Origin of the sequence: Bradyrhizobium sp. SZCCHNS3016 (assembly GCF_032484535.1) — a bacterium.
Lineage (GTDB): Bacteria > Pseudomonadota > Alphaproteobacteria > Rhizobiales > Xanthobacteraceae > Bradyrhizobium.
Genome location: NZ_JAUETE010000017.1, coordinates 83,599 through 105,735, shown reverse-complemented (window position 1 = coordinate 105,735; position 22,137 = coordinate 83,599). Strand labels below are relative to the sequence as shown.

21 protein-coding genes are annotated in these 22,137 nt (G+C 66.6%); 11 read left to right on the top strand and 10 right to left on the bottom strand.

What is annotated here, in order from left to right:
• Positions 1 to 50: 50 nt before the first annotated feature.
• Positions 51 to 539, bottom strand: a complete 489-nt coding sequence (secB, locus tag QW881_RS27620; protein WP_315759080.1) for a protein-export chaperone SecB — start codon at positions 537 to 539, stop codon at positions 51 to 53.
• Positions 540 to 924: 385 nt separating this feature from the next.
• On the opposite strand from secB, the gene QW881_RS27615 reads away from it, so the two are divergent.
• The 3 genes from QW881_RS27615 to QW881_RS27605 all read left to right on the top strand — a co-directional run bounded on the left by QW881_RS27615 (position 925) and on the right by QW881_RS27605 (position 4,015).
• Positions 925 to 1,626, top strand: a complete 702-nt coding sequence (locus QW881_RS27615) for a Tim44/TimA family putative adaptor protein (RefSeq protein WP_315740421.1) — start codon at positions 925 to 927, stop codon at positions 1,624 to 1,626.
• A 166-nt stretch (positions 1,627 to 1,792) separates the two neighbouring features.
• A complete protein-coding gene (locus QW881_RS27610; protein WP_315759079.1) occupies positions 1,793 to 3,427 on the top strand; it encodes a murein transglycosylase A in 1,635 nt (544 codons plus the stop codon).
• Positions 3,428 to 3,439: 12 nt separating this feature from the next.
• Positions 3,440 to 4,015, top strand: coding sequence for a Smr/MutS family protein (locus QW881_RS27605; protein WP_315759078.1), 576 nt, complete (start codon positions 3,440 to 3,442; stop codon positions 4,013 to 4,015).
• A gap of 3 nt (positions 4,016 to 4,018) precedes the next feature.
• Here QW881_RS27605 and QW881_RS27600 read toward each other — a convergent pair whose 3' ends face one another.
• From QW881_RS27600 to hslV, 4 genes are all read right to left on the bottom strand, one after another.
• Entirely contained in the window at positions 4,019 to 5,140 is a 1,122-nt protein-coding gene (locus QW881_RS27600) for a hypothetical protein (protein WP_315759077.1), read from the bottom strand.
• A gap of 214 nt (positions 5,141 to 5,354) precedes the next feature.
• A complete protein-coding gene (gene hslU / locus QW881_RS27595) occupies positions 5,355 to 6,659 on the bottom strand; it encodes an ATP-dependent protease ATPase subunit HslU (RefSeq protein ID WP_315740425.1) in 1,305 nt (434 codons plus the stop codon).
• A 51-nt stretch (positions 6,660 to 6,710) separates the two neighbouring features.
• The gene (locus tag QW881_RS27590; protein ID WP_315759076.1) at positions 6,711 to 7,310 is read right to left on the bottom strand and encodes a DUF2585 domain-containing protein; all 600 of its coding nucleotides are present in this window, start codon (positions 7,308 to 7,310) and stop codon (positions 6,711 to 6,713) included.
• 3 nt (positions 7,311 to 7,313) lie between these two features.
• Positions 7,314 to 7,874: an ATP-dependent protease subunit HslV gene (gene hslV, locus QW881_RS27585; protein ID WP_315759075.1), complete on the bottom strand. Its 561-nt coding sequence runs from the start codon at positions 7,872 to 7,874 to the stop codon at positions 7,314 to 7,316.
• Between the two features lie 195 nt (positions 7,875 to 8,069).
• Between hslV and hisB the strand changes: the two genes are divergently transcribed.
• The 7 genes from hisB to coaA all read left to right on the top strand — a co-directional run bounded on the left by hisB (position 8,070) and on the right by coaA (position 12,835).
• Positions 8,070 to 8,663 carry an imidazoleglycerol-phosphate dehydratase HisB gene (hisB, locus tag QW881_RS27580; protein WP_315759073.1) on the top strand — a complete coding sequence of 198 codons (594 nt, stop codon included), beginning with the start codon at positions 8,070 to 8,072 and terminating at the stop codon, positions 8,661 to 8,663.
• Positions 8,664 to 8,688: 25 nt separating this feature from the next.
• The gene (locus QW881_RS27575; RefSeq protein WP_315759071.1) at positions 8,689 to 9,213 is read left to right on the top strand and encodes a DUF2628 domain-containing protein; all 525 of its coding nucleotides are present in this window, start codon (positions 8,689 to 8,691) and stop codon (positions 9,211 to 9,213) included.
• Positions 9,210 to 9,860, top strand: a complete 651-nt coding sequence (gene hisH / locus QW881_RS27570) for an imidazole glycerol phosphate synthase subunit HisH (protein WP_315759070.1) — start codon at positions 9,210 to 9,212, stop codon at positions 9,858 to 9,860. Before QW881_RS27575 ends, hisH begins: the two co-directional genes overlap by 4 nt.
• 60 nt (positions 9,861 to 9,920) lie before the next feature.
• Complete coding sequence (gene hisA / locus QW881_RS27565; protein WP_315759069.1) at positions 9,921 to 10,655, top strand: 1-(5-phosphoribosyl)-5-[(5-phosphoribosylamino)methylideneamino]imidazole-4-carboxamide isomerase; 735 nt, start codon at positions 9,921 to 9,923, stop codon at positions 10,653 to 10,655.
• Between the two features lie 11 nt (positions 10,656 to 10,666).
• Positions 10,667 to 11,443: an imidazole glycerol phosphate synthase subunit HisF gene (gene hisF / locus QW881_RS27560; protein WP_315740432.1), complete on the top strand. Its 777-nt coding sequence runs from the start codon at positions 10,667 to 10,669 to the stop codon at positions 11,441 to 11,443.
• Between the two features lie 78 nt (positions 11,444 to 11,521).
• Positions 11,522 to 11,845 (top strand): phosphoribosyl-ATP diphosphatase, encoded by a 324-nt coding sequence (locus tag QW881_RS27555; RefSeq protein ID WP_257167618.1) that lies wholly within the window; start codon positions 11,522 to 11,524, stop codon positions 11,843 to 11,845.
• Positions 11,846 to 11,878: 33 nt separating this feature from the next.
• On the top strand, positions 11,879 to 12,835 hold the full coding sequence (gene coaA, locus QW881_RS27550; RefSeq protein ID WP_315759068.1) for a type I pantothenate kinase: 957 nt from the start codon (positions 11,879 to 11,881) through the stop codon (positions 12,833 to 12,835).
• A gap of 48 nt (positions 12,836 to 12,883) precedes the next feature.
• Here the strand turns inward: coaA and QW881_RS27545 are convergent, their stop codons facing one another.
• The 3 genes from QW881_RS27545 to QW881_RS27535 form a co-directional block, all read right to left on the bottom strand.
• Positions 12,884 to 15,124 carry a PAS domain-containing hybrid sensor histidine kinase/response regulator gene (locus tag QW881_RS27545; protein WP_315759067.1) on the bottom strand — a complete coding sequence of 747 codons (2,241 nt, stop codon included), beginning with the start codon at positions 15,122 to 15,124 and terminating at the stop codon, positions 12,884 to 12,886.
• Positions 15,125 to 15,262: 138 nt separating this feature from the next.
• A complete protein-coding gene (locus QW881_RS27540) occupies positions 15,263 to 15,742 on the bottom strand; it encodes a hypothetical protein (protein ID WP_315759066.1) in 480 nt (159 codons plus the stop codon).
• Positions 15,743 to 15,844: 102 nt separating this feature from the next.
• Positions 15,845 to 17,383 carry a YifB family Mg chelatase-like AAA ATPase gene (locus QW881_RS27535; RefSeq protein WP_315759065.1) on the bottom strand — a complete coding sequence of 513 codons (1,539 nt, stop codon included), beginning with the start codon at positions 17,381 to 17,383 and terminating at the stop codon, positions 15,845 to 15,847.
• A gap of 229 nt (positions 17,384 to 17,612) precedes the next feature.
• On the opposite strand from QW881_RS27535, the gene QW881_RS27530 reads away from it, so the two are divergent.
• Positions 17,613 to 18,683 carry a DUF2336 domain-containing protein gene (locus QW881_RS27530; RefSeq protein WP_315759063.1) on the top strand — a complete coding sequence of 357 codons (1,071 nt, stop codon included), beginning with the start codon at positions 17,613 to 17,615 and terminating at the stop codon, positions 18,681 to 18,683.
• A gap of 19 nt (positions 18,684 to 18,702) precedes the next feature.
• Here the strand turns inward: QW881_RS27530 and QW881_RS27525 are convergent, their stop codons facing one another.
• Together QW881_RS27525 and QW881_RS27520 are read right to left on the bottom strand one after the other, a co-directional pair.
• Positions 18,703 to 19,464 (bottom strand): outer membrane lipoprotein carrier protein LolA, encoded by a 762-nt coding sequence (locus tag QW881_RS27525; protein ID WP_315759061.1) that lies wholly within the window; start codon positions 19,462 to 19,464, stop codon positions 18,703 to 18,705.
• Between the two features lie 195 nt (positions 19,465 to 19,659).
• A complete protein-coding gene (locus QW881_RS27520; RefSeq protein ID WP_315759060.1) occupies positions 19,660 to 22,134 on the bottom strand; it encodes a DNA translocase FtsK in 2,475 nt (824 codons plus the stop codon).
• Positions 22,135 to 22,137: the final 3 nt, after the last annotated feature.

The following is a 22,137-nucleotide window of genomic DNA, read 5'->3' as shown; positions in this document are numbered from 1 at the left end:
ATCGGCAGCGGATCACGCCCTGCAAACATCAATCGTAAAGCTGAACCAGATCAGCTCGACAGCACCTGGCCGGCCTGGGCCGCTGCCTGGCGCTCCATGTTCTGGCGGTACAGGCCAACGAAATCGACCGGGTCCAGCATCAGCGGCGGGAAGCCGCCGTCGCGCACCGAGTTGGCGACGATCTCGCGGGCGAACGGGAACAAGAGGCGCGGGCATTCGATCAGCAGCATCGGCGACAGGTTCTCGCGTGGAATGTTGACCAGCCGGAACACGCCGCCGTAGACCAGCTCGAAGCTGAACATCACTTGGCTGCCGCTCTCGGCCTTGCCCTCGATCGTCAGCGTCACCTCGTATTCGGTGTCATTCAGAGCATTGGCACCGACATTGATCTGGATATTGATCTGCGGCGGCTGGCCCTGCGGTGCCAGGGACTGCGGAGCGTTCGGATTCTCGAACGAGAGATCCTTGATGTATTGGGCCAGCACGTTCAGTTGAGGAGGAGCAGCCGCCTCGGGAGTGGCGCCGTTACCGTTGGTCATCGCAGTGTTCTCCAGGCAAAAAGGGCGGGTCGTTGCGGCGCGTGGCTACCATAGGGCCGGCTTGTTCCACAAGGACGAGCCACGGACGCCGCAAAAGGCCGAGGCAAAGGATTGATCCGGCCGGCATGCCTCTATTTGTCGCATCGGCCCCCGGGCGGAACCAGCGACCGGCCTACCCCGTTCCAATCAGGGGTCGATCGGATTTCCCCTTGAGAGGGAAAAGGGTTAGGATCGCTACGCCACAATGTGCCATTGGCCGGGCCCAATTCGATGACTACATCCGGGTCGACCGAGGGATTCACGGGTCTTTACCTGGATCCTGTAGAACGGGTGTCCGGTGGCCGGGCTCCGCGTTCGGCTCGACAGGTCAGAAAGCGAACACGACGTGGACATTTATACCATCATCTTCCTGGCGTTGGCGGTCTTCATCTTCGTGCGCCTGCGCGCCGTGCTCGGGCAGCGCACCGGAAGCGAGCGGACGCCGTTCGATCACGCCGCCAGAAACGCGGTCCAGGGTGCGCCGGACAACCACGTCATGCCGGTTCCCAACAAGCCCGTCGACCCCTCGGCTTCGGTCCCCGGCGGCGAGATGCCGGCGGCGGGCGATCGCTGGCGCGGCCTGGCCGAGCCGGGCACGCCGCTCGCGCGTGGCCTCGACGCGATCGTCGCCGATGACTCATCGTTCGATCCGCGCCATTTCCTGACCGGTGCGCGCAGCGCCTACGAGATGATCGTGCTGGCGTTTGCCAATGGCGATCGCCGCGCGTTGCGCGACCTGCTGTCGTCCGAGGTCTATGAGAGCTTCGACGCCGTCATCAAGGAGCGTGAGAAGCAGGAGCAGAAGACCGAAACCCGCTTCGTCTCCATCGATACCGCCGAGCTGGTCGGTGCCGAGCTGCGCGACCGCACCGCGCAGGTCACGGTGCGCTTCGTCTCGCAGATGATCTCGGTGACACGCGACAAGATGGGCAACATCGTCGACGGCAATCCGGACAAGGTGGCCGACATCACCGACATCTGGACTTTTGCCCGCGACACCGGCTCGCGCGATCCCAATTGGAAGCTGGTCGGCACCGGCAGCCATTGATGGAATAGGTTGCCGCCGGCGGTGTTACGTTGGAGGCCACCGCTCTCGGTGTCGGCCGGCTGCGTCAGGAGTACGACGAGCCGCATCCTCGGGTTTTTGAGATTGATCTTTTGAACATGCCGTTTTCTCCGAATTTCGCGTTGAGTGGTACTTTGATGGTGCAAGCATGGTTCGCGAAATTTGGAAGCGGGGTTTCACCGCCCATCGCGTGAAGTACTGGACATCGGCGCTCGCCTTGAGCGTCGTTGCCGTGGCGCTCGCCCCTTACGCGGCCGAGGCGGTGCGCTCGCGTCACCGGACCCCGGCGGCATCGGTACGCCACCTGCCCTACCCCCAGCTCGACTGGCCGCTCGAAATCAACAACAGCCAGTACCTGCCATTGGCCTGGAACGACGTGCCCGGCTGGAACGACGATGATCAGCTCGCGGCGTACCGGACGTTCCGCGCCAGTTGCAAGCCGATCGCCGCCAAGACGGATGTCACGCCGGACGCCAAGGCGCTAGGCGATTCCCTGCGTGATCCTTGCCGCGATGCGCGGTCCGCCGATCTTGCCGACAATGCTGCAGCGAGGGCGTTCTTCGAACGGCACTTCGAGCCGCTGAAGATCTCCAAGCTCGGCGATGCCGACGGCTTCGTCACCGGCTACTACGAACCCGTGATCGACGGCTCGCGGACCCAGAACGAGGTCTACAACGTTCCGGTCTATCGCCGCCCCTCCAATCTGTTCGTTCGCGGCTTCAAGCAGGACGCGACGAGCCTGCCCAACAAGGGTCCCGTCTACCGGAAGATCGGACGGCGCAAGCTGGTCCCCTATTTCGACCGCGCGGAGATCGAGGACGGCGCCATCGAGGGCCGCGGCCTGGAGATCGCGTGGCTGAGGAACCAGACGGACCTGCTGTTTGCCCAGATCCAGGGATCCGCGCGCATCAGTCTCGACGACGGCTCGACCGTCCGCATCAACTACGATGCCTATAATGGCCATCCCTATACGCCGGTCGGTCGTGTCCTGATCGAGCGCGGCATCATTCCGCGCGAGCAGATGTCGATGCAGCGCATCCGCGACTGGATGGAGCAGAACCCGGAAGGTGCCAACGAACTGCGGCGGACCAACCGCTCCTACATCTTCTTCCGCGAGGTGCAGTTGTCGGAGAAGGACGAGGCCGTCGGCGCCCAGGGCATCCCGCTGACTCCGGGTCGCTCGATCGCGGTCGACAAGTCGCTGCACGTCTATGGCACGCCGTTCTTCATCACCGGCGAGTTGCCGATCGAATCCGAGAGGTCGAAGACGGCTTTCCACCGGCTGATGATTGCCCAGGATACGGGCTCGGCGATCGTCGGACCTGCGCGCGCCGACCTCTACTTCGGCGCGGGACAGGACGCCGGCAAGGTCTCCGGCCGTCTCAAGCACAGCATCCAGTTCGTGATGCTGGTGCCGAAGAGCCTCGATCCGGTCGCGCGTGGCCGCAAGATGCCGCTGCCGGATGCGCGTCCGTCGGAGAAGATCGCCAAGCTGTTTCCGCAAGCGCTGCCGAAGCAGGCAGCGAAGGAGCCTGCCAAAGATCAAGCGAAGGAGCAGGACCAGGCCAAGACGGCGGCGGCGCCCTCCGCGGCCAAGGATTCAAAGGCCGCTGCTCCCGTCGCGGCTAGCTCCGCGATCGCCGTCGCAAAATCCGCGACCACGGTGGCGCAGAACGTGGTGGCCCCACAGCCAGTGCCCCTGCCGGAGGCCCGACCGCGACTCGAAAGTGATCGCAATATGCGCCGATTGCGCTATGGCAGACGCCACCGCAACCGCCGATGACAAGCCGTTTCCATGTCGCATGATCCCGAGCCGCCCCGCGGCCGTCGCAAGCGCGGCCTCTCCGAGGACGAGCGCATGCTGTGGGAGACGGTGGCGCGCCAGGTCAAGCCGCTGCGCAAGACACAGCGCCCGGTGCGGCTGCATCCGCCGATGACGACGTCCGAACCGCAGCCGGACAAACCCGCGATGACGCAGCGGCCGGTCGCGCCGGTTGCCGCGCCGAAACCCGTCCGGCCAGCGATTCCGCCGCTGGTTTCGCTCGGCCGGAAGGAGCGTTCGAAACTGTCGCGCGGCCGCAATGAGATCGATGCGCGGCTCGATTTGCACGGCATGACCCAGAGCCGGGCGCACCAAGCGCTGCATCATTTCCTGCATCGCGCGCAGCATGATGGGCTGACCTTCGTGCTCGTCATCACCGGCAAGGGCACCATCGGGGCGGACCCTGAACGCGGCGTGCTCCGGCGCCAAGTGCCACATTGGCTGAGCCTGCCGGAATTCCGCTCGCTGATCGTCGGCTTCGAGGAGGCCCATGTCGGACATGGCGGCGCCGGCGCGCTCTACGTCCGTATCAGGCGCCCAAGAGGCTGAGGCTCAGATCGGCCGGATGATGCCGACGCGCGGCACGGCGGTGACGATCCAGCCCAGGATCGTGGTCCTGCGATCGTCGGGATCAATCGGTGCAATCGGCTTGGTCGCGGGAAGCGTCTTCACCGCGTGCAGCATCATCACCATGCAAACGACCCAGCTCGAGATCCAGCGCGAATAGTCGAACACCATCGCGAACATCACGACGTAGGCAAGGCTGATGAAGATCAGCGCGGCGATGACGATCTGGCGATGACGCCGCTCTTCCAATGCGCCGACAAGATCTCTGTAGTAGCTCCATAGCGGTGCATGCAGCCAGAGCAGCAGCGCATATACGGGCACGCCGAGCAGATTGGACGGCATGCGCGCCCAGGTGTCCTGCACTTCCTTGGACAGCGGCTGGTACCAGACATAGGCGAACTGCAGCAGCTCGGTGCGCAATGGATCGGCCATTCGTGTCTGCAAATAACTTACGAAATCGGCTTCGGGCAGCGGCATGGTTCCGAGGAATTGCGCGGCCAGGAACAGGATGCCGAGGCCGAGCAGCGCGCCTGCGCCCACGGCAAGATCGAGCCGGGCGATGGGGCGGGCCAGATAGTAGCGCAGCACGACGATGGCGACGATGGTGGGCACATACATCAGCAGATGGATGTGATGGATCAGCACCAGCACCGCCGAGATGAGCGTGGCGAGCAGGACGTAGCCGAGTGAGCTCGCCGGGACCAGCAACAGGATGATGACGCCGAGACAGCCATAGATGTCGAAATGACCGAGCGTGAACAGGAAGTTCTTGAAGACGAACGGCGACCCCGCCGTGAAGACGAACAGCGGCAGCTGCGCGCGATCAAAACCAAAGGTGCGTCGGAACAGCTTCAGGTACAGAGCGAGCGTGATCAGCCAGACGCTGCCGCCGATTGCGAACACCAGCCACACCGGCACCTTCGCCGTGAACAGTCCGACGATGGCACCGACCAGCGCGCGCTTGATGAAGCCGTGGTGATAGTCGACCAGCAGGTGGATGTAGGGGATGTAGGGCGGCAGCGTGATCTTGTGCAGGACCACGCCGAGCATCACGGCGGCGTTGACGGCGAGCATCGCCTGCCAATGTTTGTTGTAAGCGCCGGTCATGCCATGACCGAGCGATGGCCGGCGGGGAGATTGTCACCACGACATCCAACATTGTCCCGGCCTTGAGCCGGGACCCATAGCCACCGCTGTACACGCTGAGGCAGGGCTGGAGCCGCCATCGAGAGTCACAATTGGCTTTGGTGGCTATGGGTCCCCGCTTTCGCGGGGACGACGGCGGGATTTGTAGCTAGGCCTCGACCCATACGGGTAGCCGCTACAAAATGAACCGGCTGAGATCAGTGTTCTTGGCGAGATCGCCAATGTGCTGCTGCACGAAGGCGGCGTCGACCCGCATGGTCTCGCCGCTGCGGTCGGAGGCCGTGAAGGAGATGTCGTCGAGGACGCGCTCCATCACGGTCTGCAGCCGACGCGCGCCGATGTTCTCGACCGTGGAGTTGACCGCGACCGCGATGTCGGCGAGCGCGTCGATCGCATCGTCGGTGATGTCGAGCGTCACGCCCTCGGTCTTCATCAGCGCGACATATTGCTTGATCAGCGACGCCTCCGGCTCGGTCAGGATGCGGCGCATGTCGTCGCGCGTCAGCGCCTGCAGCTCGACGCGGATCGGCAGCCGGCCCTGCAACTCCGGCAAGAGGTCCGATGGCTTGGCGATGTGGAACGCGCCCGACGCGATGAACAGGATGTGATCCGTCTTCACAGCGCCATGCTTGGTCGAGACCGTGGTGCCCTCGATCAGCGGCAGCAGGTCGCGCTGCACGCCCTCGCGGGAGACGTCGCCGCCTGCGCGGTTCTCGCGCACGCAGATCTTGTCGATCTCGTCGAGGAACACGATGCCGTTGTTCTCGACCACGCTGATCGCCTCCTGCACCAGCTGGTCGCTGTCGAGCAGCTTGTCGGACTCTTCCGCGATCAGGATGTCGTGCGAGGCTTCGACCGTGACGCGCCGCGTCTTGGTGCGGCCGCCGAGTTTGCCGAAGATGTCGCCGATGGAGATCGCGCCCATCTGCGCCCCCGGCATGCCCGGGATCTCGAACATCGGAAGGCCGCCGCCGGACGACTGCGTCTCGATCTCGATCTCCTTGTCGTTCAGCTCGCCAGCGCGCAGCTTGCGGCGGAACGAGTCGCGGGTGGCGGCGCTGGAGCTGGCGCCGACCAGCGCATCGAGCACGCGCTCCTCGGCGGCAAGCTGGGCCCGGGCGGCGACGTCCTTGCGCTTGCGCTCGCGCACCTGGACGATCGCGACCTCGACGAGATCGCGGATGATCTGCTCGACGTCGCGGCCGACATAGCCGACCTCGGTGAACTTGGTCGCCTCGACCTTCAGGAACGGCGCGCCCGCGAGCTTGGCCAGCCGCCGCGCGATCTCGGTCTTGCCGACGCCGGTCGGCCCGATCATCAGGATGTTCTTCGGCAGCACCTCCTCGCGCAGGCCTGCATCGAGCTGCAACCGGCGCCAGCGGTTGCGCAACGCAATGGACACCGCCCGCTTGGCGTCGGCCTGGCCGACGATGTAGCGGTCGAGTTCGGAGACGATTTCGCGGGGTGAAAAGTCTGTCATGAGGCTCTAGCTAGGGTCGGACGGGGATGAGGGCAAGCCGGATTTCCGCCGTCACAGGAGCGGCGGTCCGGCCTGCCACTGCCGGATCGCCTCGGTTGGATAGATCAGCATCAAGATGTTCAGGGTCAGGTTGTCACGGATGTGCAGGCCCACCCCGATCTCGAGCGCGACTGCAATCACGACGGTGAGCCAGACCGGCAGCACCCGCGCCAGCAGGAAGCCGATCATCATCGCCAGCGTATCGCCGACGGAGTTCACGATGCTGTCGCCGAAATAGTCCAGCGAGATCGTGGCGGCACGATAGCGCTCGATGATGAAGCTGGAGTTCTCGACCAGCTCCCAGGTGCCCTCGATCAGCATCGCCAGGATCAGCCGCCCCTGCCAGGGCAGCCGCGGCACCACCAGCATGGTCAGCGCATAGAACAAGAAGCCGTGAATGATGTGGGAGAACGTGTACCAGTCGGTGAGATGCTGGGAGTTCTCCGAGCTCTGCACCACGCCATGCCACAGCTTGACGGTGCCGCAGGCGCAGATCGGCAGCCGGCCCATCGCGAACAACAGTGCGGCCTGCAGCGCCAGCAGACCGAGCACCGGGATGAGCCAGGGTCCGGACGACTGCCGGGACGGGGCGCCGATCTCGTCCGCGGTCATGGTCTACTCGGCCGACAATGCTTCGATGGTGATGTTGCGGTTGGTGTAGACGCAGATGTCGGCGGCGATGTCGAGCGAGCGCCGGACGATGCTCTCGGCGTCCTTGTCGGTGTCGATCAGCGCACGCGCCGCCGCAAGCGCATAGTTGCCGCCGGAGCCGATCGCCATCACGCCGGCCTCCGGTTCCAGGACGTCGCCGGTCCCGGTCAGCACCAGCGAGACGTCCTTGTCGGCGACGATCATCATGGCTTCGAGCCGCCGCAGGTAGCGGTCGGTGCGCCAGTCCTTGGCGAGTTCGACCGCCGCCCGGGTCAGCTGCCCCGGATACTGCTCGAGCTTGCTCTCCAGCCGCTCGAACAGGGTGAAGGCGTCGGCGGTGGCCCCGGCGAAGCCGCCGATGACGTCGCCCTTGCCGAGCTTGCGCACCTTCTTGGCATTGGACTTGATCACGGTCTGGCCGATCGAGACCTGGCCGTCGCCACCGATCACCACCCTGCCCCCCTTGCGGACGGTCAGAATCGTGGTGCCGTGCCAGACGGTGGGCTCGTTCGAGGATGCGTGCATGGGGGATCCCTGGTTGATGCCCTGATTTAGGCGCTCAGGCGTCGGGATACAATTACCGGGTCCCTGCCCTGCCCGACCCGGTCTTGAAATCCGCTCACCATGGCCCGAGATCAGGCGTACGGGGCGCTATCCCGCAGTAGCTAAGCCGACATCCGCCTGATAAAAGAGCCGCGTTTTCAAGGGAAAGCTGACCCCATGCGTAGCGCGACCATCAAGCGCAAGACCAAAGAGACCGACATCGAGGTGTCCGTGAACCTCGACGGCACCGGCGTCGTGAACATCGCGACCGGTATCGGCTTCTTCGATCACATGCTGGATCTGCTTGCCCGGCATTCCCGCATCGACATGACGGTCAAGGCGGTCGGCGACCTGCATATCGACTTTCACCACACCACCGAGGATGTCGGCATCGCGCTCGGCCAAGCGGTGCGGCAGGCGCTCGGCGACATGGCCGGCATCACCCGCTATGCCTCGATCCACATGCCGATGGACGAGACCTTGACGCGCGTCGTGATCGACGTGTCGGGCCGGCCGATGCTGGTGTTCCGCACGACCTTCGCGCGCGACAAGATCGGCGAGTTCGACACAGAGCTGGTGCGCGAGTGGTTCAATGCGTTTGCCATGAACGCCGGCGTCACCTTGCACGTCGAGACGCTGTACGGCGAGAACGCCCATCATATCGCCGAATCCTGCTTCAAGGGTCTGGCGCGGGCGCTGCGGACAGCGCTTTCGATCGATCCGCGCAATCAGGGCGAAGTGCCATCCACCAAGGGTCAGCTCGGCGGCTGACCTCCCCGTCCAAGGGATTATCGACATGCCCGTCTATACGGTTCACGCTCCCCTGGCCGCCGGGGTCGATCTGCGTTCGACCGATCGCTTCGTCTTCATCCGCGACGGCTTCCATTTCTGGGCCGCGGTGCTCGGCGCCGTCTGGCTGGCCTGGCATCGCCTCTGGCTTGCGATGCTCGTCTGGACCGTGCTGATGATCGCGCTCGACGTGATCCTGGTGCGCGTCGGCGTCAACGGCGGTGCGATTGCCGGAATCGATCTGTTGTTCGCGATCCTGCTCGGGCTCGAAGCCTCCAGCCTGAAGCGCTGGAGCTACTCGCGCGGCAATTGGCGCCAGCTCGACGTCGTCGTCGCCGATGATCTCGATGCCGCCGAGCGCCGCTTCTTCGAGCGCTGGGCCGCCCGGCGCAGCACGCTCGGCTACGACAATCACACCGTCGATCGCGGCGCGGCGCCGCCGACCCGCGACAATGGCAATGGGCTGCACCCGCCGCCGCTGCCGCACGCCAGCATCATTGGCTTGTTTCCCGAACCCGGAGGTGGACGATGAGTGTTGCAATCATCGATTACGGCTCCGGCAATCTGCATTCCGCCGCCAAGGCGTTCGAGCGCGCTGCGCGCGGCATGGCGGATCCGCAGAAGGTTGTCGTGACACGCGATCCCGACACCGTCTATCGCGCCGACCGCATCGTGTTGCCCGGCGTCGGCGCCTTCGCCGACTGCCGCCGCGGCCTCGACTCCGTCGATGGCATGCTGGACGCGATGACCGAAGCCGTGCGCCACAAGGCGCGGCCGTTCTTCGGCATCTGCGTCGGCATGCAATTGATGGCAACGCGCGGCAAGGAGCATGTCACCACCGACGGCTTCGACTGGATCGCCGGCGATGTCGAGAAGATCGCGCCTCGTGACGAGAGCCTGAAAATCCCGCACATGGGCTGGAACACGCTCGACCTGGTGCAGGAGCATCCGGTCCTGGAGCGGCTGCCGCTCGGGCCGAAGGGCTTGCACGCCTATTTCGTGCACTCCTATCACTTGAATGCGGTCAACGAGAACGATGTGCTGGCGCGCGCCGATTACGGCGGTCCGATCACGGCGATCGTCGGCAAGGACACCGCGATCGGCACCCAGTTCCATCCCGAGAAGAGCCAGCGTTTCGGTCTCGCCCTCATTTCCAACTTCCTGAAATGGAAGCCGTGAGCGCTGTCGTCCTGTTCGCCGCAAGAGGCGGACAGGGCGCGCTCTTGAAAGACAACTGATATGATCCTGTTTCCCGCCATCGATCTGAAGAACGGCCAGTGCGTGCGCCTGGAGCAGGGCGACATGGTGCGCGCCACCGTGTTCAACCTCGATCCCGCCGCGCAGGCCAAGAGCTTCGCCGACCAGGGCTTTGAATATCTCCACGTCGTCGACCTCGACGGCGCCTTCGCCGGCAAGCCTGTCAATGCGCAGGCCGTCGAGAAGATGCTGGAGGTCGTCAAGATGCCGGTGCAGCTCGGCGGCGGCATTCGCGATCTCAAGACGGTCGAGGCCTGGCTCGGCAAAGGCGTCACCCGCGTCATCATCGGCACCGCCGCGGTGCGCGATCCCGAGCTGGTGAAGACCGCTGCGAAAGCCTTTCCGGGCCGCGTCGCCGTCGGCCTCGATGCCCGCGACGGCAAGGTCGCGGTCGAAGGCTGGGCGGAGACGTCCGAGGTCACCGCGCTCGACATCGCCAAACGCTTCGAGGACGCCGGCGTCGCCGCGATCATCTTCACCGACATCGCGCGCGACGGCCTGCTCAAGGGCCTCAACCTCGACGCTACGATCGCGCTCGGCGATGCCATCTCGATTCCCGTCATCGCCTCCGGCGGCCTGGCCTCGATCGAGGACGTCAAGGCCATGCTCACACCGCGTGCGAAAAAGCTCGAGGGCGCCATCGCTGGCCGCGCGCTCTATGACGGCCGGCTCGACCCGGCGGAGGCGCTGGCGCTGATCCGCGCGGCGCGCGCGTAGGAGAGAACAGGATGTTCAAAGTCCGTGTCATTCCCTGCCTCGACGTCAAGGACGGACGGGTCGTCAAGGGTGTCAACTTCGTCAATCTGCGCGACGCCGGCGATCCGGTCGAGGCCGCGATCGCCTATGACGCCGCCGGCGCCGACGAGCTCTGCTTCCTCGACATCACCGCCACCCATGAGAACCGGGGCATCATGCTGGACGTCGTCCGGCGCACCGCGGAGGCCTGCTTCATGCCGGTCACGGTCGGCGGCGGCGTGCGCACCATCGACGACATCAAGACCCTGCTGCGGTCCGGCGCCGACAAGGTCTCGATCAATTCGGCCGCGGTGAGCAGGCGCGAATTCGTCAAGGAGGCGGCCGAGAAGTTCGGCGAGCAGTGCATCGTGGTGGCGATCGACGCCAAGTCCGTGTCGCGGCCGGGCGGCGGCAGCCGCTGGGAGATCTTCACCCATGGCGGACGCAAATCGACCGGCATCGACGCGCTGGAATACGCCCAGGAGGTGGTCGCGCTCGGTGCCGGCGAGATCCTGCTGACGTCGATGGACCGCGACGGCACGCGCCAGGGCTTTGACCTGCCGCTGACCCGGGCGGTCGCCGACAGCGTCCCGGTGCCGGTGATCGCATCTGGCGGCGTCGGCAATCTCGACCATCTGGTCGACGGCATCCGCGAGGGCCGTGCGACTGCGGTTCTGGCCGCCTCGATCTTCCATTTCGGGGAATTTACCATCCGGCAGGCCAAGGAGCACATGGCGCGCCAGGGCCTGCCGATGCGGCTCGATCCCTGACGACATTGCGCCGCAAAAATGTTAGATGAACGCTGGTCCGGCCGCCGTGGTTCGGGCAGGCGTTCCGAGTACCGGCTGATGTCCCGTTTCACGCTTCACGATCTCGCTGCCATCATCGACGCGCGCGCCGCGGCGGGCGGCGAAGCGTCGTATACGCGCAAGCTGCTCGACAAGGGCCCGGCGCAATGCGCCAAGAAGATGGGCGAGGAGGCGGTCGAGACGGTCATCGCCGCTGTTGGCACCGACCGCGAGCATTTGATCTCCGAAAGCGCCGATCTGCTGTTTCATCTGTTGGTGTTGTTGAAGTCGCGGGACGTCCGGCTCGAGGAGGTCGAGGCGGCGCTCGGCAAGCGCACCGGTCAGTCGGGGCTGGAAGAAAAGGCGTCGCGCAAGACGGAGTAGGGCGCGTCGGCCGGGGAAACGAAGGGCAGCGTCATGGATATGCGCACCACCGAACAACAATATAATCCGTACCGCGTCTTCACCCGCGAGCAATGGGCCGAGCTGCGCAACGACACGCCGATGACCTTGGAGCCCGGCGAGTTCTCCAAGCTGCGGTCGATGCACGATCGCCTCGATCTCAAGGAGGTCGAGGACATCTATCTGCCGTTGTCGCGACTGCTGTCGATGTATGTCGACGCGGCGCAGCGGCTGTACTACGCGCAGCGCCAGTTCCTCGGCATCCGCGACCGCAAGATGCCCTACATCATCGGCGTCGCCGGCTCGGTGTCGGTCGGCAAGTCCACCACCGCGCGCGTGCTGCAGGCCCTGCTGGCGCGCTGGTCGCCGCGGCCGAAGGTCGATCTCATCACCACCGACGGTTTCCTCTATCCGAACGCGGTCCTGGAGCGGCAGGGCCTGATGCAGAAAAAGGGCTTTCCGGAAAGCTACGACCTGCCGCGGCTGCTCGGCTTCCTCTCCGACATCAAGGCCGGCCGGCATCAGGTGCGCGCGCCGGTCTACTCGCATCTCACCTACGACATCGTCCCCCATCAGTGGGTCGAGATCGACCAGCCGGACATCCTCATCGTCGAAGGCGTCAACGTGCTGCAGACCGGGCCGCTGCCGCGCGACGGCAAGGCCGTGCCGGTCGTCTCCGACTTCTTCGACTTCTCGGTTTATATCGATGCCGACGAGGCGGTGCTGCGCAAATGGTACGTCAAGCGCTTCCTGTCGCTGCGCGACACTGCGTTCCATGATCCCCGGTCCTACTTCAACCGCTACGCGCTGCTGTCGGACGAGGAGGCCATCGCCACTGCGATCGCCATCTGGGAGCGCACCAACCTGGCCAATCTCGAGGACAACATCCTGCCGACGAGGCCGCGCGCGACGCTGATCCTGAAGAAGGGCGCGGACCACGAGGTCGAGACGGTGGCGCTCAGGCGGTTGTGAGCGTGGCCCGCGAGCGCAGCGCTGAACTGATCCGCTCCAACTAATTACTTACGCCGCCACCTGTCGCGCCGCCGCCAGATTCGCCAGCGCCTCGTCCAGCTTGTCGCGATCGATCGGCTTGACCAGGAAGCCATCCATGCCGGCCTCGAAGCAGGCGTAGCGGTCCTCGACCAGGGCATTGGCCGTGAGCGCCAGGATCGGCGTGCGCCGGCCCGGCTCGCTGGCCTCGATGGCGCGGATGCGCTTGGCGGCGGCAATGCCGTCGAGCTTCGGCATCTGCACATCCATCAGGATCAGATCATACGGCGCGCCGGCCGAGCGCGCCGCGAGCCAGGAGTCCAGCGCGGCTTCGCCATGCACGGCGATGTCGGCGTGGTGGCCGAGCTTGGTCAGCAGCGAGCGCATCAGCAGCGCGTTGATGTCGTTGTCCTCGGCGACGAGGATGGACAGGCTGCCGCCGGCCTGAACCGCAATCGGCGGCGCGATCGTCGGGATTGGATCGTCAGCGAGTGCCGGAACCGTGCCATCGGTGTCGACGCTCACGCGCGCGGCGAGCGAGGCGGCCCGCAGCGGCTTGACCAGATAACCGTTGAACGGCGCCGCGGGTGTCAGCTCGTGACGGCTCACCGGCGTGACCAGCACGATCAGCCGTGTCGTGTGATGTTGCGCGGCCCCGCCCAGACGGAGCGACGCGTCGCTGCCGATGGCGTCGTCGACCAGCACGGCGTGCCAGGCGCGTTCGGGCAGCAGGGCTTCCGCCACCTCGGCCTCGGCGACCAGGCAGGTCTGCGCGCCCCAGTTCTGCAGGCGCCGTTCGATCAGCTCGGCCTGCAGCCCGGCCGGCGCAACCAGCATGACCGACCGTCCCGCGAGGTCGGGGCCGCGGAAGCTGTTCTGCTCGCCGCGCTCCAGCGCCGGCGGCAGCGGCACCGACACCTCGAAGGTCGAGCCGGCGCCGAGCTGGCTCTGCAGCGCGATGCGGCCGCCCATGCGTTTGACGATCCGGTCGGAGATCGCCAGGCCAAGTCCGGTGCCGCCGAAGCTGCGCGCCACGCTGTCGTCGGCCTGCTCGAATTCGCGGAAGATGCGCTCCTGGGCGTCGGCTGCGATGCCGATGCCGGTATCGCGGACCTGGAAGCTGATCTCGTTCGGCCAGATCCCGGGCTCGGCGATCAGCGCGACCCCGCCCGAGGCCGTGAACTTGATGGCGTTGCCGGCGAGGTTGAGCAGCACCTGGCGCAGCCGCGCGGCGTCGCCCGTCACCCAGGTCGGCAGCCGCTCGTCGAGATAGGCCGCGATCTCCAATTGCTTGGCCTGCGCCCGCGGCGCCAGCAGCTCGGTGATCTCCTCGATCAGCGTCGCCAGCGAGAAGGGCTGCGCCTCGAGTGCGAGCTTGCCGGCCTCGATCTTGGAATAGTCGAGCAGCTCGTCGATCAGCGACATCAAGGCTTCACCCGAGGTGCGAACCGCCTTGGCGTAGGTGGTCTGCTCCGGCGTCAGCTGCGTCTCGAGCAACAGGCCGCTCATGCCGAGGATGCCGTTCAGCGGTGTGCGGATCTCGTGGCTCGCCATCGCCAGGAAACGCGACTTGGCGCGGTTCGCCGCATTGGCTTGGTCGCGCGCCTCCGCCAGCGCGCGCTCGGTCTCGGTGCGGTCGGTGACGTCGCGGCCGACACATTGCAGTACGGCGGGCTGGCCGGCGTCGGAACGCACCAGTGCCTCGCGCCACGCGATCCAGCGCGGCCCGATCGCGCTCTCGATGCGCTGGTCGTGGACGCGCGTGCCGTTCGGCTCCAGCGCGCTGTCGCCCTGCTCGATCAGCTCGAAGGTGAACGCGCTGCCGAGCAGCTTGTCGCGATCGAGGCCGGCCATCCGGCAATAGGCGTCGTTGACGAAGATGATGGTGCCGTCGTGCTCGCGCATGACGATGAGGTCGCCCTGCTGCTCGAACAGATTGCGGGCGCGCTGCTCGGCTTCCTGCAGCTCCCAGTTCCGGTCGGCCAGCACCTCGTTGTGGAGCGCAATCTTGTGCACCTTCTTGGCGACGAAGCGCAGCCGCATGCTGAGCGTGGCCAGACCGACGCAGGCGAGCGCGAACAGGAAGCTGGCGCCGATCGCGAAGGCGTGCGGGTTATAGCCGGAGTTCTCGGAGATGCTGGCCTTGATGAAGCCGTACGCGCCGCCGAAGCCGGCGGAGAAGATCATCAGCGAGCGCAGGATCGCGAAGATGGTGCGATGACGGCGCATGAACCGGCGCAGCCGTAGCCTGAAGCGAAAAATCGGTCCCATCTCGATCACCCCCGACGATTTTCGATCCCAATGTCATGGCCGGCCCGCACCATGCGGCGTCGGTATTGCTGAGACTTTGAAAGGTCGTGCACGCGCAATTCTGCCGTGCAGAGATGGTGAACCGGGCGTTAGCCCGGCTCACAGAACCGGATCGGCCGGTGATGAGGCGTGGTTGCGCGCGGCGACGATCAACGCCGCGGCTTGGCGTGCCGTGGTACGGCTGGAGCGGACATAGATGCGATAGTCGGCGTGTCCATCCGCCGCACCCTCGCGGGCGAGATAGACCAGGGGCGCACCAGGAGACGGGTCAGCGGCGACAGCGACCGTCTGCGTCGCCGCAGTCATGCCGCAGCCTTGCTTCTCCTTGGCGAGCGCACCGTCGACCACGACGAAATCAGCCGTCTCCGGATTGTCGGCCAGCGCCACGCGGACGGTCGCGCGCGCGGGATCATCGGTGAAGTCGACATGGAGATCGGCAGTAAACGGCGCCGAGCCGAGCGAGACGCTGTCGGCACCGACGGCAATGCAGGGCTGCGGGGAGGGCGCCAATTCGAGTCTGGCGATGACCGCGGCCGCGATCAGCGGCACGGCCGAAACGAGGACCTTGAAACGCAACATGATACGCACCGACGCGGAAGGCCTGATGACGGAACGCGGGCCCTATGGTTGTCGGAGCGTAAAGAGAAGTCGTTACCAGAGTGTTGAGGGGGAGGGGCGCCTTTACGCCGCATGGCGACTGTCCTCGGCCAGCGCGCGATACGACAGCGCCTCGGCCAGATGCAGCCGGCCGATCGTGTCGGCATGGTCGAGATCGGCGAGCGTCCGGGCTACGCGCAGCACGCGGTGATAGCCGCGCGCTGACAGCCGCATCGTCTCGGCGGCCTCGCGCAGCAGCTTCTGGCCGGGCGCATCGAGCCTGGCGATCTCGTCGAGCACGGCGGCCGGCGCCTCGGCGTTGGTCCGGATGTGCGGCAGGCCGGCCTTGGCGTAGCGGGCGCGCTGCAGGTCGCGCGCGGCGGCGACGCGGGCCGCGACCTCGGCCGAGCCTTCCTTGGACGGCGGCAGGATGAGGTCGGCGGCGGTGACCGCGGGCACCTCGATACGCAGGTCGATGCGGTCCATCAGCGGGCCGGAGATGCGCATCTGGTAGTCGGCGGTGCAGCGGTCGATGCGGCCGCGCTTGCAGGCATAGCTGGGCTCGAAGGCGTTGCCGCAACGGCACGGATTCATCGCGGCGACCAGCATGAAGCGGGCAGGGTAGGTGACGCGGTGGTTGGCGCGCGAGATCGAGACCTCGCCATTCTCGAGCGGCTGGCGCAGCGAATCGAGCACGCGCGGATCGAACTCCGGCAGCTCGTCGAGGAACAGGACGCCCTGATGCGCCAGCGAGATCTCGCCGGGGCGGGCGCGCAGGCCGCCGCCGGTCAGCGCCGCCATGCTGGCGGAATGATGCGGGCTGCGGAACGGCCGGCGTGACGTCAGCGCGCCGCCCTCGATCTCGCCGGCGACCGAGGCGATCATCGAGACTTCCAGCAGCTCCGCCGGCGACAGCGGCGGCAGGATCGAGGGCAGCCGCGCCGCCAGCATCGACTTGCCGGCGCCGGGCGAGCCGATCATCAGCAGATGATGCCCGCCGGCAGCGGCGATCTCGAGCGCGCGCTTGCCGCTCTCCTGGCCCTTGATGTCGCGCAGGTCGAGTAGGCTTGCGGGTGCCTCCTGGATCTTCGGCTGCGGCCGCGACAGCACCTGCGTGCCCTTGAAATGGTTGGCGATCTGGATCAGCGAGCTCGCCGCGATGATCTGCAAGTCCGGGCTCGCCCATGCCGCCTCGGCGCCGCAGGCGGCCGGGCAGATCAATCCTTCCTCGCGCGCATTGGCGCCGATGGCCGCGGGCAGCACGCCGGCGACTGGCGCGATCGAGCCGTCGAGGCCGAGCTCGCCGAGCACGGTGAAGCCGCCGAGCGCATCCGGCGGAATGGCGCCGATCGCGGCCATCAGCCCCAGCGCGATCGGCAGGTCGTAATGGCTGCCTTCCTTGGGTACGTCGGCCGGCGCGAGGTTCACGGTGATGCGCCGCGCCGGCAGCGCCAGGCCGGAGGCGATCAGCGCCGAGCGCACCCGCTCGCGCGCTTCCGACACCGCCTTGTCCGGCAGGCCGACGATCGCAAACGCCGGCAGGCCGGGTGCGACCTGGACCTGCACGTCGACCGCGCGGGCCTCGATCCCCTCGAAGGCGACGGTGGAAACGCGCTGGACCATGATGCCCCTCCAGGCTGGAAGGCTAGCGGAAGCAGGGATTGTTCGCAAGAACAATACAGGAACACGGTCGTTGCCGCGCTCTGTTGCAATCCATTAACGACAGCCGCGCGGGTTGCAGCTCCGTCCGCCGGGCTTAACGCCCCTTTAGTCCGGCCTTCGCATTCTTCCTCAATTGATGATCGATCCGCGCCTCCGTCACGGTCGAGAGGCGCCCAACGAGGGACGTGCGATGCCTCCAGCGCCTGCGGCAGCTCCGACCGCCAAGACGCCCGCCGGTGATGCGCGGACGGTGTCCGAGCTCGCCACCGACATGCTGCGCCGGACCACCAGCCTGTTCCTGGCCGGTCCGCGGCCCGCGTCGGCCGAGCAGCTCGATCTCTACGACCAGATGTTCGCTCGGCTGATGCCGCAGGTCGCGACCGAGCTGCTGGCCGAGCTGAGCATGGCGCTCGCCGGCGTGGAGCGTGCGCCTTACGCCACGGCGCGGATGCTTGCCGTTCACCCCGAATTGCGCGTCGCCGGGCCGATGCTGGCCAAGGCGGCGGTGCTGACCGAGCGCGACCTCGCCGAGTTCATCCGCACCGGCAGCCCGGCGCATCTCGTCGCGCTCGCCAGCCGCAGGGGCATTGGCGACAGCCTCACGACGCAGCTGATCGCACGCGGCTTTCCGGCGGTGCGTATGGCGCTGGCACAGAACCTCTCCGCCCGGCTGTCCGAGGATGGCTATCGCAGTCTGTTCAAGATCGCCGAGCGCGACGAGGATCTCGCCGAAAAGCTCGCGCTGCGCACAGATCTGCCGGCCAAGCTGTCGCGGGCCTTCGTCGCTGCGGCCAGCGAGGGCGCCCGCGCCCGCTTCATCAAGGCCGCACCGCCGGCGACCCGCGCCACCCTGCAGGCGACGCCGACCCGCTCGCCCGGCGCGGCAATGCGCGCGATCTGGGATTATCAGCAGGTCAAGGCCGAGGTTGTCGCCCTCAGCCGCACCGGCAAGCTCGGCGACTCCGCCGTCAACCGCTTCTGCGCCACCGGCGATTTCCCTGCCGTCATCGCAGCGCTGGCGCTGCTCTGCGTCGTCACCATCGAGACGATCGAAGCGCTGCTGGAGGAGGATCGTCTCACGGATCTGCTGCTGGCCTGCAAGGCGGCGCGGTTGAGCTGGGCGACGACGTCGATGATCCTGCGCGGCCGGCCCGGCTGCGACGCGCTTCCGGCCGATGACCTCGAGGAGGCGCGCAAGCGCTTCGAGAAGCTTGCACTGTCCGAAGCGCAATGGAAGGTGCGCGGGCTCGAATCGCGCTGAGCGAGCGCTAGAGGCGGCGTCAGCCCGGCGGCGTGCTCGGATAGGCCGTGAAGTCGATCTTGAACATCGCCGGATCGAGCTTCTTGGTCGTATCGAGATTGTAGACGGCAATCGTGGTGTCGTAGCCCTGCGGATCGGTCACGGTCCATTGCTTGAGCTGGCCATCCTTGGCGCCGAGCATCAGCATCAGCCGGCTGGTGCCGATCAGCGCCTGCTTCTCCTCGATCGTGATCGTGACGTAGAGGTCGTCGGCCGCAACCGCGATCACGTTGGTGTCCTTGAGCAGGTCGATGCGGTCCGACAGCAGATAGCGCAGCGGCGTCTGCGACAGCGGATAGACGTCCTGGGTCGCGAGCTTGCGGTCGCGCACGACCAGCGAGGAGCCGTCGGCGATGATGTCGATCGGCGTCGGCGGCTCGTATTCGAAGCGGACTTTGCCCGGCTTCTGGATGTAGAAATCGCCCTTGGTCTTGCTGCCGTCCGGGCCGACCTGGACGAAGTTCCCGACCAGCGTCTGCAGCGACGACAGATAGGCGCTGACCTTGGCCGCCTGCGCCTTCTGGTTGGCGTCGAACGAGGTGAAGATGCTGGCCGGCACATTGCGCCGAGGATCGGGAATGATCGGATTGGGCGGGGCGGTCTGGGTGGTCGAGGGGCTCTGGCCCGAGCGCTGCTGGTCGGAGGCGCTGAGCTGGGAGCCGCTCTTCGGGCCTGATTTCGGAGCCGGCGTGCCCTGCGCGGCGGCGTGACCGGACGCACCGGCGACAGAGCATGTCGTCACGGCGCAGGCGACCAGCCAGGCGCAGATCCGGCGCCCGCGCGAAGCTGCGTGATACGAAAACGTGCTGTTCAACAAGGAGCTTTTCAAAACGACGTCCTGAGTTTTACGCGTTCTATCCCGGATCGGGCGGGCAGCGTGATCGTAATCGCGTGAAGATCGGGCACCGAAACGGCGTTTCTGCGGCCATCGGGGCCGTCAGAATCCGCCTTCCTCCTCGGGCACCAGGATCTCGCGCTTGCCGGCGTGGTTGGCCTGGCCGACGATGCCTTCCTGTTCCATCCGCTCCATCAGCGAAGCGGCCTTGTTATAGCCGATCTGCAGCCGGCGTTGAATGTAGCTGGTCGAGGCCTTGCGGTCGCGCTTGACCACGGCGACCGCCTGGGAGAACAGGTCGTCGCCACCGCCGCCGCCCATGCCGGTGGCATCGAACACGGCGCCATCCTCCTCGCTCGGCTCCTCGGCGGTGACCGCCTCGAGATATTCCGGCGAGCCCTGTGCCTTCAGGTGCTTGACGACCTTCTCGACCTCCTCGTCGGAGCAAAACGGGCCGTGCACGCGGCTGATGCGGCCGCCGCCGGCCATGTAGAGCATGTCGCCCTGGCCGAGCAGCTGCTCGGCGCCCATCTCGCCGAGGATGGTGCGGCTGTCGATCTTGGAGGTGACCTGGAAGGAGATGCGGGTCGGGAAGTTCGCCTTGATGGTGCCGGTGATGACGTCGACCGACGGGCGCTGCGTTGCCAGGATGACGTGCAGGCCGGCGGCGCGCGCCATCTGCGCGAGGCGCTGCACCGTGCCCTCGATGTCCTTGCCGGCGACCATCATCAGGTCGGCCATCTCGTCGACGATGATGACGATGTAGGGCAGGGGATCGAGGTCGAGCTTCTCCTCCTCGTAGATCGCCTTGCCGGTCTCCTTGTCGAAGCCGGTATGGACGGTGCGGGTCAGCTCCTCGCCCCTGGCGCGCGCTTCGCCCAGACGGGCGTTGTAGCCGTCGATGTTGCGCACGCCGAGCTTGGCCATTTTCTTGTAGCGCTCCTCCATCTCGCGCACGGCCCATTTCAGCGCGACGACGGCCTTCTTCGGATCGGTCACGACCGGCGTGAGGAGATGCGGGATGCCGTCATAGACCGACAGTTCGAGCATCTTCGGGTCGACCATGATCAGCCGGCACTGGTCCGGCCGCAGCCGGTAGACCAGGCTCAAGATCATGGTGTTGATCGCGACCGACTTGCCCGAGCCGGTGGTGCCGGCGATCAGCATGTGCGGGGTGCGGGCGAGATCGATGATGATGGATTCGCCGCCGATGTTCTTGCCGAGGCACAGCGGCAGCTTGGCGACGCTCTCGGTCGCCTCCTTGGCCACCAGCAGCTCGCGCAAATAGACCTTCTCGCGATGCGCGTTCGGCAGCTCGATGCCGATGGCATTGCGGCCGGGCACGACGGCGACGCGCGCCGACAGCGCGCTCATCGAGCGGGCGATGTCGTCGGCGAGACCGATGACGCGGGACGATTTGATGCCCGGTGCCGGCTCCAGCTCGTACAGTGTGACGACGGGACCGGGATGCGCCTTGACGATCTCGCCGCGCACGCCGAAATCCTGCAGCACGCCCTCCAGCGCGCGCGAATTGGCCTCCAGCTCGCTCTTCGACAGCGGCTGGCGATCGGACGATTTCGGCGCCGCCAGCATCGAGACCGAGGGCAGGTCGTATTTGTCGTTGGACTTGCGCGCCGGCGTCTTGGCCGCGGGCTTCTTGCGGGGGCGGGGAGCGGGCTCCTCTTCCTCCTCGTCGTCCTCGCCCTCGTCGTCCTCTTCCTCGTCGCCGCCGTTCTCGTCCATCTCGGGCGCGAGCGTCGCCTTGCCCTGGCCACGGCCCAGGCTCGGCTCCTGCCGGCCTGCGGCGGCGGCGCGCGGCTGCGGGCCTGATGACACCAGTGCGCGGTAGGCCGTGCTCAGGAACCAGACGACCTGCGCCTTGGCGCTCATGATGGCGTGGAACACCCAGCCGAGCCGGATCGCCTTGCGGTCGTCGTCGTCCTCGGGGTCGGCCAGCGGCGTGTCGTCGTCCTCATCCGCGAGCAGGCTCGGATCGGCTTCCTTCGCGCCCATGCCGCCGGCCACCAGCAGGCAGCCGATCATCGCAACCAGAAGAAGGGCGCCGAGCACCAGCCGATAGATCACGCCGGGCGGCCCGAACACCACGGCCGGTGCGCGCACCAGGGCGTCGCCGACCACGCCGCCGAGACCGGTCGGCAGCGGCCAGGCGTGCGAGCGCGGCCAGCAGCTGGCAAGTCCGGCGGCGATGACGGCGCCGAGCACCCAGGCGCCGAAGCGCAGCGCCTCGCGATCGAACGGCCGGTGCGTCATCATGCGCCAGCCGCGGATCGCGATCGGCAGGATGACCATGATGGCGCCGAGGCCGAAGATCTGCATCAGGAGATCGGCGCTGATCGCGCCGGGATAGCCGACGATGTTGCGGATCGCGCGCGAGGTGGCGTGGCTCAGGCTCGGGTCCTGCACCGACCAGGTCATCAGCGCCGCCGCGGCGATGCCGGACAGGCCGATCAGCGCGAGGCCCGCGAGTTCGCGCAGCCGCCGCACGAGCGCGTCGCGCAGCGACGTCGGCAGGTGGTTGACCAGGGGAATGACTCGTTCGATCGCCGGCATCTGCATCAG